Here is a 14222-nt window from a genome sequence, read left to right on the forward strand (position 1 = left end):
CTCATCCGGCATTGCGCGCCACCTTCTTCCACAAGGGGAAAAAGGACTACGCCCCCAACCCCGCCAAGGCTTCGGGCCCGACCGCGCCAGGCTTATCGAGCGGGAAGTCATAGACCGCCGTCGAGCCATAGCGATGCGGCGCCTGCGGGTCGCGGCGGCGCTTGTCGAAGGCCAGGACGCGGGTGCCCAGCTTGAAGGCTTCCTTGATGTCGTGGGTGACCATCATGATGGTCAGGCCGTGCTCGCGCCAAAGACCGGTGATCAGCTCGTGCATGTCGAGGCGAACGCCGGGATCGAGGGCCCCGAACGGCTCGTCCAGCAGCAGGATGCGCGGCTTCTTGATCAGGGCCTGGGCGATGGCCAGACGCTGCTGCATGCCGCCCGACATCTGGGCGGGGTAGACGTCGCCGCTGTCGCCCAGGCCGACGGCGGCCAGCATCCGGTCGGCCTGCTCCGCCGCCGCGCGACGCTTGGCGCCCGACAAGCGTCCCAGGAACGGCGAGCCCTCGCAGTCGAGACCGAACACCACGTTGTCGCGGGCGTTGAGGTGCGGGAACACCGAGTACTTCTGGAACACCACGCCTCGGTCGGGGCCCGGTTCGGCGCGCAGTTTGCGGCCGTCCAGATCGATCGCGCCCTTGGTCGGCGCCTCCTGGCCCAGGGCCAGGCGCAGGAAGGTGCTCTTGCCCGCGCCGGACGGTCCGACGATGGAGACGAAGCTGCCCTGCTTGATCGACAGGTCGACATTCTCGAGCACGACCTTGTCGCCGTACTCCACCCACACGTTGCGGAAGGTCAGCAGATCCATCTCAGCGCCCTCTCGCCGGGTGAGCCCAGGGATAGGCGCGGCGGCTGGCGAGCTTCAGGGCCACGTCCATCGCCACGGCCAGGATCGAGATCCAGACGACATAGGGCAGGATGATGTCCATCGACATGTAGCGGCGGACCAGGAAGATCCGGTAGCCGAGGCCAACGTCGGCGGCGATCGCCTCGGCCGAGATCAGGTAAACCCAGGCGGGACACAGCGACAGGCGCAGACTGTCGATCAGCCGGGGCATGGCCTGGGGCAACGCCACCCGCACCGCCAGCTGCCAGGTGCTGGAGCCCAGGGTCTGGGCCTTGACCAGCTGCTCCTCCGGGATCGCGGCCACGTGGGCCGCCAAGTCGCGGACCATCACCGGGGTGATGCCGATGACGATCAGGGCGATCTTGGCCGTTTCGCCGAGACCGAAGACGATGAAGAGGATCGGCAGCACCGCGATCGGCGGCACCACGGCGATGGCCGCCACCAGCGGTCCGAACTTGGCCCTGAGCACCGGCAGCAGACCGAGGCCCAACCCCAGGATCAGGGTCGTACCGGTTCCGATCACGAGAGCCACGCCGATCCGCTTCAAGCTGGCGACGGTGTCGACCACCAACGGCGCGTCGCCGGTCAGCGGATCGACCTTGGCCATCAGCTGCACCGCCTCGACCATGGCTGTCGGGGTCGGCAGCAGCTTGTCACGGGGGTTCTCGGCATGACGGGCCTGGGAGGCCATCAGATAGACCAGCGCCACGGCCAGCAGCGGCAGCAGGCCCAGCAACACGCTGAGGCCGCCTCTTGGTCTGACATTCAGCAAGCGGCGCATAAGGTCGTGAAAGTCCTGGTGCTGGAGGGCGTGGCCGCCCCGCCCTGACGGCGAGGCGGCGTCTTCAAGCTACAGCTTGCCGTCGGCGGCCAGCTGAACATAGGTCGTGTCGAAGCGTAGCTTCACATTAGCCGGGTCGCCCAGCGTCTTGCCGCCCGGGAAGGTGATGCCGATGTCGTCCACCGACTTCGCGCCCTGGCCGAACAGGCCCATGCTGAAGCTGAACTTGCGGACGCGGTCGTTGGCCGTGACCAGGTCCGGGCTGACCGTCGCCGCCAGGGCGGCCTTGGGATCGGCATAGAGATAGGTCGTCTTCAGCTGGCTCTCGAAGCTGGCCAGGTCCGAGCCCGACAGCTTGGCCATCGCCTCGCGGGCCGCCTTGCCTTCGGGCGTCTGGGCGACGGTCAGGGCCAGGGTCTCGTACCAGATGCCGGTCAGGGCCTTGCCGAGGTTCGGGTTGGCCTTCAGGGCCTCGGTGCTGACCATCAGGCCGTCGAGGATCTCGCCGGGGATCTTGGAGCTGTCGAACACCAGGGTCGCGCCAGGCGCTTTCTTCACTTCGGACAGCTGCGGGTTCCAGGTCACCAAGGCCTTGGTGTCGGCCGCGTTATAGGCGGCGACGATGTCGGCGTCGGAGGTGTTGACCGTCTTGATGTCGGCCATCTTCAGGCCGGCATTCTCCAGAGCGCGGGCCAGCAGATAGTGCGAGACCGACAGCTCGACCAGATTGACGGGACGGCCCTTGATGTCGGCCAGGGTCGCGCCGTTCTTCAGGATGACGCCGTCATTGCCGTTGGAATAGTCGCCGATCATCAGGACGGTGGTGTCCTTGCCGGCCGCGGCGGGCACGGTCAGGGCGTCCATGTTGGTGGCGGTGACGCCGTCCAGCTTGCCGGCCGAGAACTGGTTCAGGGACTCGACGTAGTCGTTGATCTGCACCAGCTCGATATCGACATCGTACTTGTCGGCCCACTTTTTCACGATGCCCGACTGTTGGGCATAGGCCCAGGGCATCCAGCCCGCATAGATCGTCCAGCCGATCTTGTAGCTGGTCTTGGCCGCGGCGGCCGGCGCCTCGGGCGCTTTCTCGGCGGACTTGGGTCCGCATGAGGCCAGGGCCAGACAGGACGCGACCATGGCCGCCATGAAACGCTTGCGGGTGAACAGGATACTCATCTGCGGCTCCCTCCGAATTCGCTGAGGAAAGCGTTCGACATATTACGAGTTGCCGCAATCGTAATACCGACAACAGGTCATCCGTACGCGCGGCCGGGCCCGAACTGCCAAAAAAGCAGGCCTTTCAGCCCGCAGGCGCCACATCGCGCGCCGTTCACACTCCGCTCGGCGCAATTGCCAAGGCCACGGTTTGCCTCCGGCCTCGGCGCCACGCAGCTTGGCGCCTTAGCAGCGAGGTCGCCATCATGCTTTCGAAGCTAGCTGCCCGCCTCTGGCGCCTGATCCGCGACGGCTTCACGGCGCGCGGCGGCCGATACTGGCTGACCTAGGCGCGTCCGACCTCCGCGCCCCGCCTCGCGGTCACCGCCGGCGATCTAGAATGCGCCGCGTATCGAGACCGTCACGGCCCGACCATCGTAGTCGTTGGCGCGCGGCACCAACTCGATGTTCTGGTACTGCGTGCGCCGAGCGTTGGTCAGGTTGTAGACGTCGACCGACAGGTTCAGGCGATTGGTGATGGTGTAGGCGATGGAGGAGTCGACCTGCCCCCGCGCCTTGACCCGGCTTGTTCCACCCGTGAACGTGTTGAGGCCCGACAGGATGTACTCGTCCCGATAGTTGTAGACGATGCGGACGCCCAGACGCGGCGTTTCATAGTAGCCGATGACATTGTAGCTGCGCGCCGAGACGCCGGGCAGGATGGCCTGCGATCCGTCCGGGTTTCGGCCGTCGATCCGGGTCAGGGAATAGTTGATCACACCGCCAAAGTTTCTCCAGAAGCCAGGCAGAAAATCCAGGTTCTGCTGCAGGCTGAACTCCAGACCCGTCACATGCAGCGGCCTGGTCTGGTTGAAATTCCCTGACGCGGTGATCACGGCGCGCTTTCCGTTGATCAGGATGTCGCTCAGGCACTGGTCGCCGCTGATGGTCAGCCGGCCAAGCCCAAAAGCGCTGGCGTCCGCGGGGCAGAGCTTCTCCAGTCGGTTTTCGACCGTCGCGAGATTGCGGATGTTCTTGCGATAGAGATCGAGCGACACCATCCCGCCCGAGCGATTGTACCACTCCAGGGACACGTCGTGGGAAACGGCGGTGAAGGGCTTCAGGCCATAGCCGCCATGGACGATATTGAAGCCCTGGTCGGTCGCGGTCACCGTACTGGCGGGACTGAGGTTGCGCGGCTGCGGCCGGACGAAGGTCTTGTAGGACGCCAGCCGCAGGACCACGGTGTCGCTGAGGTCGGCCGCGACCAGCAGTGACGGCAGCCACTCGCCGTGGTCGCTCTCGAAACGGGCAGGCTCGTAGCGGATGTCGCCAGACAGCGCGGTGAGGCGATTGAGCGTGACGATGGCCTGCTGGGTGTGCTCGTACCGCAAGCCCACGTTTCCTCGGACGGAAACGCCGAGAGCTCGGCGATCGAAACGCCCTTGGACGTACAAGGCGCTGGTCAGGCCAGACACCTTGAAATTGTTCGCCGAGTACGACTCGTTCGACGGGTCATTGACCCATCCGGTTTCGGTGAGGGTGTCGCCGGGCTGGAGCGTGACGGGTCGCAGCCGCGCCACCGCATAGTCGTAGTCGACGCTCGTGAAAGGGTTCAGATAACCCTTGGCGGCGCCGCCAAAGAAGTCGGCGGCATAGGCGCTGTTCTTGAGAAAGCTGGCGTCGATATTGTCGGTGCGCACGCCCTTCGCGCTGGCCCGGTAGCCGCGCGAGGCAAACCTGGTGCGTTCGACTCTTGCCCCGCCCGAAATGGCCTCGAACAGGCCGCCCGAGAGGGATCGGTCGAGATCCAGCTGCGCCGCGTCGATCGCATTGCGGGTATAGCCAGCCGATCCGGCGACGATGAGCTGGTCGCCCAGACCGTTTTGCTGGAACGCGGGATTGGCCGCCGCCAACCAGGTCCAAGGCCCCGGCGTCACTTGCGGGACCGACCGCGGCGAAAGCGTCAAGACATAGTCTCGGATGTCGCCGCCGCCGGAGAAGAAGGTTCCCGACGTGCCGTTGCCGCCGGACTTCGAGACGTTGCGCCAATCGATCTGGGTCTGGGTGTAGTCGTAAGCGCCGCGGGAACTGACCAGCGCCCCGGTGGCGGTCCAGGGCCCTCCCGACCACAGGGCATGACCGCTCAGGCTCCAAGCCTCCTGAACAATGGGCTCCGATCGGAAGGACGTGTTGATCTGGGCGTTGGAGAAGTTGACGGCGTCGACATAGGCCATCCCGTCCGACAGCCGCCGCACCGGAGCCGTCGGCGCGACGCTGGTCGTCGCGGGCCGCATATCGACCTCGTTCATCTCGGTGAAGTTCTTCGCCAGGTCGCGCCGCGTGAAGAAGCCGTCGAGGCTGAGCTTGAGGTCCGCGGACGGGGCGAACTCGACACCGGCCGCGGCGGTCAGCAGCGTGCCTTCGTTCAGCTTGACCAACTGGCGCACATCCGAGGGAAAGAGCACGCCGGTGCGGGCCAGCAGCCCCGTGCCCAGAGCGCTGCAGGCCTCAGCCCGCGCGCAGGTCCCATCCGGCGCCAACGGCGCGAAATAGCCCGCGTAGAGGTCCTTGAACCCCGGCGCGAGATCGTTGAGCGGGGTGTACTGATTGAAGTTGATCGAATCCCGACGAAACCGCTCCTTCTTGAAGGCCACCACGCCGAACGCCGCCAGGTTTGGCCTGAAATGATGGGCGGCGGACAGAGTCACGGCGGGCGTGGCCAGTTCGCCCAGACTGTCCTTCTCGTAGGAGAGCTTGTAGGCGGCGCCGTCCCGGCGGCTGAGGGCCGGCTGGATCCTGAGATCGATATTGCCGCTCAGGCCGCCGGACTGGTCAGAGGCGGACGGCGACTTGTTGATGGTGATCGCCGAGAAGATATCGGAATTGAACGCGCCCAGCGGCGTCGAGGAATCCAGCATGGGCTCGGCGAAGGCCTGGCCGTTGATGGTCGTCCGCGCGAACGTGCCGGGCAGTCCGCGCAGGTTGATGGTCGCGTTGCGGGAGTCGGCCTCGCGATTGATCTGCACGCCCGTGATGCGCTGGATCGCCTCGCCGACATTGAGATCGGGAAAGCGCCCAAGGCCGTCCGATGAAATGGAGTCGGTGATCCCCGGGGCGGCGCGCTTCATGCGGATGGCGTCGGCATAGCTCTGGCGAAAGCCAGTGACGACCACGGTCGTCAGGACCGTCGGCTCCTCGTCGGTCGCGATGGCCTCTTCGGGCTTGGGTGGGGCGACCTTGACGATCAGCACCGTCCCGTTCGGACGAAGCTGCGCCGTCAGCCCCGTGCCTTGCAGCAGGACGCGCAGCGCCGCCTCGGTTCCGAGCGTCCCCGCCAGGGCCTGGGTCGTGACGCCCTTGAGGTCCGCGCCGTTGGCCAGGACCTGGAGGCCCGATTGACGAAAGAAGGTCTGAAGCGTGTCGACCGCCGGCCCCGCGGCGATGTCGAAACGCTTCGGACGGGCCTGGGTTTGCGTCTGAGCCTGGGCGTGGCCGAAAGCCAGCAGGAGACATGTCGCGATCACCAGCGACAGCTTCTCACCTCCCCGACCGCGACTGGTCGACGCCATCCCGCGCTCACCCCTTCGTTCCTGGCTTCTTCGATCACTTGCGTGGTCGCGAGCCTTATCCTGGTCCTTGGACTAGCTACGGTCCGAGGGCGTGTTCGCGGAGCCTCTCCCGCCGACCGCGAGTTGGTCGCCCACCCTGGTCACGGGGACGCCCAGCAGGGTCTGGACCGCGTCGACGAATTGCTCCGGCTGGTCGGCGCGATACTGTCCGACCAGGCGGTGCGACCCGAGAGCTGGATCCGTGATGACGATCTTCAGCTTGTTGTAGCGGTTGAACTCCAGCGCGGCCTCGGCCAGCGTCTGGTTGTTCAGGATGATGTTGCCCTCGCGCCAGGCGAGCCTGCGCTCGATTTCCTGGGGCGCGGCGAGCACCGAGATCGGTTCGGCGCGATAGGGCACGAAGGCCTGCTCCCCAGCCGCGATGCGCCTGGCCCCACCCGTCCCGCCAGCGTTCCACGCCTCGACCACGCCTTCGGTCACCAGGACGTCCGCGCCTGTCGCCCGGCGCCGAACGCTGAACGCCGTCCCGACGGCCCTGACGAAAACCTCGCCGGCCTCGACGACGAAGGGCCTCTGGGGGTTCTTGGCGACTTCGAACAGAGCTTCGCCACTGATCAGGACGACGCGACGCAGCTTTGGCGTCATGCTCACCTCGAGGTGGCTGTCGCTGTTCAGACTGGCGATGGTCCGGTCCTCGAGCGGAACCTTGCGAACCTCCCCGAGAGTGGTCCTCAAGGTTTCGCCGCCGGCCAGGCGGGGACCCAGCACCACCGCGATCAGACCCGCCGCCGCGCTCGTCGCGACGCCGGCGGTCAGGAGAGCGCGGCGGGACGGCCGATGGACGGTCCGCGCCTTCAGGTTTCGCCGGGTGGCCTCGGGCCGCAGATCGGCCTGGACGGTCGCCTTGTCCAGACTGCGCCAGATCGCCTGGGCCCGCAGATAAGCGCCCTGCTGCCGCGGCCCCGTGTCATACCAGGTCTCGAAGGCGCGTTGAGAGCCCTCATCCAGCGGGCCCGACGCCTGCCGCACGACCCAGTCCGAGGCTTCCTCGTCGATCGTCGACATCAGCGGCCGCTTCGCGCCGGCGCCCGCGAGCCGCCGACCTGGCGCCGATGGGCGTCGTGGTGGTTCGAGACGCTTACCCGCGCGACCGTGTCGGAGATGATGTGCATGCCACGCATGGTTTCCTTCTCGACGACATTCTCGCTCAGGCCAAGCTGTTGCGCGGTTTCGGCTTGGGACAATCCGTAGACCTTCCGCATCTGAAAGACGTCTCGGCACCGTTCGGGCAGCTTGGCGATCACGCCCAGGACCCATTTCAGCTCGGCGCGCGCCATCGCCACGCGCTCGGGAGACGGCGCCCCGTCGAAGACGGCCAGTTCGTCCAGGCTCTGGGCCGCTTCGATATTGACCACTCGCTTGCGGCGAAGGTGATCGATGACGAGATTGCGGGCCATCTGGAAGACGTAGTTCCGGGGATCATCGATGTGGTCGACGGACTGCATCTTGAGAAAGCGATAGTATATTTCCTGAACCAGATCGTCGACTTCGTGGGCCGCGCCGCAGATGTGCCTGAGCTTCTGACGCAGATCGGCCTCGAAGGGCACCACGTGCGAGCTGACCCAGGCGACGATCTCGGGATCAGCGCCGCGCATGGCGTTCCTCAAGACGTACGACACCCATGCTCGTCCCTCCCGTGGCCCTGCCCTATTCCAAGGGCTTGATGGCCGTCCGACCTCCCGGCGGGGCCTGCGGCCCAAACAACCGATCCGTTCCATTATTTGGAACGAAAAGTCATATGTTGGCATCATCTTTGAGGCGGACAGGGTCGTCAATCGAATAGCGAGCTGTTGCGGATCGATAGGACCCGCCCCCCTGCGAGCCCAGGCAAAAACGGACGCCGGGGCGGGAAGCGCCCAGGACGTCCCTCTTGCGCATGAGGCCTCAACGTCCCTTGGGCCGCAGGGTCATGAACAACAGGGTCGTCGGATCCGGAATATCCGGGGCCGCCAGATCCCGGTGCGGCGGCCGGGCATTCCAGACCAGGGCGTAGGTCTCGCCGTTGTCGCCTTCGGCGTTGACGATGTTGACCTGCATGTCCTCAGGGGTCTTGACCGTCTTCCGGAGCTGATCGGCCAGCGACTGCACGGGACGCTCTTCAACGAGGGACAGGTCGGCCGAGCGCACGATGAAGTCGATCGACTGGCCGAGCCGGATCACCGGGACCTTCAGCAATCCGTCGCCGAGAGGCTGGGCGCCGCCGACGAAGATCTCGGACTTCAGCGAGCCGCCGCCGGAAAAGTCCCACCGATAGTTCTTCCACTGGCTGATCTGCTTCCGCTCCCAGCCCTGCTTCGGGCCCTTGCCCAGGTAGCGTGCCAGGTAGATCTGCGTGTTCCCGGCGGAATCGAACTTGTGATAGGTGATCGTCGCCCGTCCCTGCTCGTCAAAGCCCAGCAGCGTGTTGTTGTTGATCATGCCGCCCCGCTCGGGGACGGGATCGACGATCTCGGCGTCCTTGAGCTTGATCGGCAGCGGCAGCGGCGCGCCGTCGGCCTTGAACCAGTGGATCAGGTCCGGGCTCTTGGCGTAGCTGAGATCGTGGTTGGTCTCGGCCATCGGCGTTTCGCGCCACACCCAGGCGATGTGGAACCAGCTGTCCGGCCCGATCACCGGTCCCATGAAATAGGCGTTGCGCTGCCCCTCCCCGTCCACGAGCGGCGCCGTGGTCAGGCGGGCCCATTTTCCCGTGTCGGCGTCGAGGACGTCATAGATCTCGTCGCCGGCGCCGCTCACGCCGTTGCGGTACTTGAAGATCAGGCGGCCGACGCGGTCGCGCAGGAAGATCGGATAGGTCGCCGCCCGCTCCAGCGCGGCGTCGACCAGCACGGGAACGCGCTTGAGCGTCCGAACGTCGCCGGACGGCTCCGACACGAACATCGTCATCGGGCTGGAATGCATGTTGGCCGCCACGTGCAGGCGACCGGCGGCGTCCTCGGCGATGGCGATGTAGTTGTGGCTGTCCCAGTCGTTCCAGGTGTCGAGCTTCTGGTAGGTCCAGCCGCCGCCGGTCTTCCGGCGGCGCGCCACCGTCAGCTGGCGATTGGCGTCATAATACCCGATCACGACGGCGGTCTTGGTGGTCACCAGGGCGAACCGCACGCTGTGCCCCGACCACACCCGATCGATCGCCTCGGTGGAGACGACCTCCGCGCTCAGGGTCGGCGAGGCCCCCGGCGATGGGGTGAAGGTCTGGGCCCGCGCCTCCGCGCACCAAAGCACCGCCACGACAAGCAAACTCGATACGAAACGGTTCATCGCGACGGGGCGTCCTGGTCTGGTGGAATACGCGAAGCTAACGGCGATCAGGCGAAAAATCGCCAGGCGGCGGGGGGACCATCGCCTGGCGCAGTTGCCTAGAACGAGCCGCGCAAGGTCAAGGTGTAGGTTCGGCCGTCATAGTCGTTGGCGCGCGGCATCGCCTCGACATTCTGGTACTGGGTGCGGCGCTGGTCGGTCATGTTGTAGGCGTCGAACGACAACGCGAACCGCTCGTTGATCGTGTAGGACAGTGACGCGTCCAGCTGGCCTCGCGCCTTCACGCGGCTGGCGCCGCCGGTGAAGGTGTTGCCGCCGGACAGGATGTACTCGTCACGATAATTGTAGACGATGCGGGCGCCGAATTTGGCCGTCTCGTAGAAGCCGATGACGTTGAAGGCGTTCTTCGAGACCCCGGGCAGGATCGCCTTGTTCCCGTCGGCGTAGGTCCCCGAAATCTTGGCGTACGAATAGTTGAAGACGCCGCCGAAGTTTTTCCAGAAGCCGGGCAGGAAATCGAAGTTCTGCTGGATGCTGACCTCGACGCCGTCGACCTTGATCGCCTTGTCCTGGTTGTAGTTGCCGCTGATCTGGACGACGGCGGGCTGGCCGTTGACCAGGATGTCGCTCTGGCAGGTCGTGCCGTTCAGCGACAGATGCCCCAGCCCGTAGGCGGTCGCGTCGGCCGGGCACAGGCGGCTGAGGCGGTTTTCGGCGATCACCAGGTCGTTGATCGTCTTGTGATAGACGTCGACCGAGATCAGGCTGTTGGCGCGGTTGTACCACTCCAGCGAAATGTCGTGGGAGACGGCCGTGTAGGGCTTCAGGTCGTAGCCGCCGTAGGCCAGCTGGAAGCCGTTCCCCGTCCTGACCAGGGAGGTCGTCGGGCTCAAGTTGCGCGGCTGGGGCCGGACGAAGGTCTTGTAGGACGCCCCGCGCAGGACCAGCGTATCGGTGAGGTCCGCCGCGAGCATCAGCGATGGCAGGAAGTTGTTGTACTTCTGCGTAAAGGTCTCAGGCACGTAGATGACGTTGCCCGCGGCGTCGAACTTTCTGTTCAAGGCGTCGACGGTCTGCTCGGTGGATTCGTAGCGTCCACCGAAATTGCCCCGGACGCGGACGCCAGAGACCTCCATATCGACCTTGCCCATCAGATAGGCCGAAGCGATGTCGTTCTGGACCGAGAAGTTGAACGCCGAGTACGAGCCGTTGGTCGGGTCGTTGATCCAGCCCGACGGCGTGACGAGATCACCCGCCACGGTCGTGACCGGCTGCAGGCGCGACACCGCGCGTGCGTAGTCGACGGTGTACCAATTGCGGGCATAGGCGCCGCCAGACCCGCCGAAGAAGTCGCTCGCATACGGGCTGAGCTTGAGGAAGCTACTGTCGACATTCTGGCCCTGGACGCCCTTGGCGCTGGTCCGATAGCCGCGGGATTTGAACTCGGCGCGTTCGATCCGCGCGCCGCCGACCAGGCTGCTCAGCACGCCGCTATCAAAGAAGCGCTCGACGTCGCCCTGGGCTGAATTGAGCTCGTTAGTCAGGTAGCCCAGGCTGCCGGCCACGATCAGCTGATCACCGGCGGCGTTCTGGGCCGTGGGCGTATTGCCGGCGCCTTGCCAGACATAGGGACCCGCCGTGACCACCGGCGGTCCGCCGGGGTTGAGCGACATCAGATATTTTCCAATGTCACCGTCGCCGGAAAAGAAGCTGCCCGACACGCCGTTGCCGGCGGCCTTGGCCAGATTTCGCACGTCGATCTGAGTCTGGATGATGTTGTTCGAGGCCTTCGACGTCACGAGCGTGCCGGTCAAGCGCCAGTCTTCGGTGCGGTATTCGGCGTTGCCGCTCACGTCCCAGGTCTTCTGGACCGTCGGCTCGGAACGGAAGGACCGGTTCACCTGCGCGTTCGAATAGTCGAACGCATTGATGTAGTTGAAGCCGTCCGCGAGCGTGAACACCGACCCGGTCGGCGTGATCGTCGTCGTTCCCGGGCGCGCGTCGACCTCGAGCAGGTCGGTGTAGTTCTTGTCGAGGTTTCTCCGCGTATAGAAGCCGCTCAGCCCGACCTTCAGCGCTTCGTTCACGCGATATTCGAGACCCCCGGCGGCGGTCCAGAGATCACCCTCATTGTATTTGACGATCTGGCGGTTGTCCGACGGGAAGAGCACGCCATTGGTGGCCTTGGCCCCGGTGCCCCACGGACGGCATTGCTGGCCCGAAGGACAGGCCGCGCCCCCCGCCGGCGTCGGCGCGTAGTAGGCGGCCAGATTGGCGTTCGCCGGCGTCAGCGCGTTCAGCTGGGTATATTGGACGAAGTTGATGGAATCCCGGCGGAACTTCTCCTTCTTGTAGGCGAGCACGCCGAAGACGGCCAAGTCCGTGGTGAGATGCTTGTTGTAGCCAAGCGTCATGGCGGGGCTTCTGAGGTCGCCCAGTTCGTTAGCCTCATAGGCCAGCTTGACCGTCCCGCCGTCCCGGCGGCCAAGGGCCGGCGCGATCTGCAGATCGATGTTCCCGCTCATGCCGCCGGACTGGTCAGCGGCCGACGGGGACTTGATGATCGAGATGGCCGAGAAGATATCGGAGTTGAAGGCGCCGAGCGGCGTGGATGAATCCAGGATCGGTTCGGCGAACGCCTGGCCGTTGATCGTCGTGCGGGCGTACGTGCCGGGCAGGCCGCGAAGATTGATCGTGGCGTTGCGGGACTCAGCCTCGCGATTGATCTGAATGCCGGGAAGCCGCTGGATGGCCTCGCCGACGTTGAGGTCGGGGAAACGACCCAGGCCGTCGGACGAGATGGAGTCCGTGATGCCGGCGCTGTCGCGCTTCATGCGCACGGCGTCGGCGTAGCTCTTCTTGAAGCCCGTGACCACGACCTCGGTCACCGTGGCGGCGTCCTTCGACGCGCCCGAGCCCGTCGCGGTCTGCGCTTGAGCCGGCGCCGAAAGGGCGATGAGGCTCGTCGAGGCGAGCATCAGCACGCACGTCGTCCGACCGATCTTGAAAGCCATCTGGTTCGTTTCCTCGGTTTGCTGTTCAGCATTTTTGTTTGCTGGAGCAAGCCAAGACCCGCCCCCCGATACCGAAACGAACGTCCGAATATTTTCCGCCGACTTTTCTGAAACGACCGCCCGACGGCGGCTGGACCCGCTCGATATGAAATGCTGGCGCGGCGAGTCTTGGCTCGCGCCCGGGAACCTGACATTCGGGAGAACGGACCCGTCGCCAGTGAGAGTCGATCGAAGAGATGCTTGCCGCCGGACTGCCCCTGCTCGTCGCGCTCCTGGCGTCGACGCCGCAAGCTCCCTCTCGTCTCGATTTTGCCTTTGGGACCGATCCGGCGCCCTCACGCGCCCGGGCCGGGGCCTTGGCCTATTCGGCTCAGGCGGGGTTTGGAGTCGAGGGCGCGATGCCCGTCCTCGAGTCGCACAGCGCCGGCAAGACGCCGTTCTTCTTCTCGGTCGAGGTCCCGGAGGGCAACTACAAGGTGACGGTCACGTTCGGCGGCGATTCAGCCTCGGACACCACCGTCAAGGCCGAGCTGAGGCGTCTCATGCTCGAGCAAGTCGCGGTTGGAGGGGGCCGATCGGCGACCAGAAGCTTCATCGTCAATGTGCGTACGCCTGCCTATCCCGGTGGCGCGGTGAAGCTGAAGGCGCCGCGCGAGACCGTTCAGGAAGCTCGGGCCTGGGATAGCCGCCTGTCGCTCGAGTTCGATGGGACGCCAGCGGTGCGGGCGTTGAAGATCGAACCGGCGGACGTGCCGACGATCTATGTCCTGGGCGACTCGACGGTCGCGGATCAACCGGGAGAGCCCTACGCATCCTGGGGTCAGATGCTCCCGCGCTTCTTCAAGCCGTCGGTGGCGGTGGCCAACCACGCCGAGTCCGGCGAGTCCACCTTCTCGGCGATCGTCGCCAACCGCTTCGAGAAGATCGCCGCGCAGATCCGGCCAGGCGACTATTTCCTCGTTCAGTTCGGCCACAACGATCAGAAGTCCAAGGACCCGGAAGCGCAGCGGAAGTTCAAGGCCAACCTGATGGAGTGGGCCAGGCGTGTAAGCGCCAAGGGCGCCACGCCGGTGATCGTGACCCCGATGTTCCGCAACAGATTCGACGGGGATCAGGCGGTGGATACCGCGGGCCCGTTTCCGCAGCTGGCGCGCGAGGCGGCTCAAGAATCGGGAGCGCTTCTGATCGACCTCCACGCGCGTAGCAAGACGCTCTACGAGGCCATGGGTCCGACCGGCGCGGACGCGCTCTTCATGCACAATGCCGATTTCTCCGTGAAGGACGGCTCCCACCACGGCCCCTACGGCGCCTATGAACTGGCCAAGATCGTCGTCCAGGGACTGCGCGACGCCAAGGCGCCGATCGCTCGCGCCATCGTGAGCGATCTGCCGCCCTACGATCCCCGCAATCCCATGCGGGAAAGTGAATTCAAGGTCCCGCCCAGTATTACCGCAACCGAAGAACGCCCGCTCGGCGTCAATCAGCCCTAGGGATTTCGCCGGCGGGGCGCCCCTCGGGCGTTCGCAGTATCTGGG

9 protein-coding genes are annotated in these 14222 nt (G+C 65.5%); 1 reads left to right on the forward strand and 8 read right to left on the reverse strand.

What is annotated here, in order from left to right; all coding sequences use genetic code 11:
• Nucleotides 1–46 precede the first annotated feature (46 nt).
• From AC1RRV_RS09715 to AC1RRV_RS09750, 8 genes are all read right to left on the reverse strand, one after another.
• Nucleotides 47–808 (reverse strand): ABC transporter ATP-binding protein, encoded by a 762-nt coding sequence (locus AC1RRV_RS09715; RefSeq protein ID WP_492859417.1) that lies wholly within the window; start codon nucleotides 806–808, stop codon nucleotides 47–49.
• A 1-nt stretch (nucleotide 809) separates the two neighbouring features.
• A complete protein-coding gene (locus AC1RRV_RS09720; protein WP_492859418.1) occupies nucleotides 810–1628 on the reverse strand; it encodes an ABC transporter permease in 819 nt (272 codons plus the stop codon).
• 69 nt (nucleotides 1629–1697) lie between these two features.
• Complete coding sequence (locus AC1RRV_RS09725) at nucleotides 1698–2804, reverse strand: putative urea ABC transporter substrate-binding protein (protein ID WP_492859419.1); 1107 nt, start codon at nucleotides 2802–2804, stop codon at nucleotides 1698–1700.
• Nucleotides 2805–3178: 374 nt separating this feature from the next.
• A complete protein-coding gene (locus tag AC1RRV_RS09730) occupies nucleotides 3179–6355 on the reverse strand; it encodes a TonB-dependent receptor (protein ID WP_492859420.1) in 3177 nt (1058 codons plus the stop codon).
• 72 nt (nucleotides 6356–6427) lie between these two features.
• Nucleotides 6428–7420 (reverse strand): FecR family protein, encoded by a 993-nt coding sequence (locus AC1RRV_RS09735; RefSeq protein ID WP_492859421.1) that lies wholly within the window; start codon nucleotides 7418–7420, stop codon nucleotides 6428–6430.
• On the reverse strand, nucleotides 7420–8010 hold the full coding sequence (locus AC1RRV_RS09740) for an RNA polymerase sigma factor (protein ID WP_492859422.1): 591 nt from the start codon (nucleotides 8008–8010) through the stop codon (nucleotides 7420–7422). The genes AC1RRV_RS09735 and AC1RRV_RS09740 overlap by 1 nt, the downstream gene beginning before the upstream one ends.
• Before the next feature lie 289 nt (nucleotides 8011–8299).
• On the reverse strand, nucleotides 8300–9673 hold the full coding sequence (locus AC1RRV_RS09745; protein ID WP_492859424.1) for a BNR repeat-containing protein: 1374 nt from the start codon (nucleotides 9671–9673) through the stop codon (nucleotides 8300–8302).
• A gap of 98 nt (nucleotides 9674–9771) precedes the next feature.
• The gene (locus AC1RRV_RS09750; RefSeq protein ID WP_492859425.1) at nucleotides 9772–12687 is read right to left on the reverse strand and encodes a TonB-dependent receptor; all 2916 of its coding nucleotides are present in this window, start codon (nucleotides 12685–12687) and stop codon (nucleotides 9772–9774) included.
• Between the two features lie 398 nt (nucleotides 12688–13085).
• Here AC1RRV_RS09750 and AC1RRV_RS09755 point away from each other — a divergent pair, with 398 nt between their 5' ends.
• Entirely contained in the window at nucleotides 13086–14177 is a 1092-nt protein-coding gene (locus AC1RRV_RS09755) for a rhamnogalacturonan acetylesterase (protein ID WP_492859426.1), read from the forward strand.
• The last annotated feature ends 45 nt before the right edge of the window (nucleotides 14178–14222 follow it).

This window comes from Caulobacter sp. GW821-FHT11E10 (genome assembly GCF_058808375.1).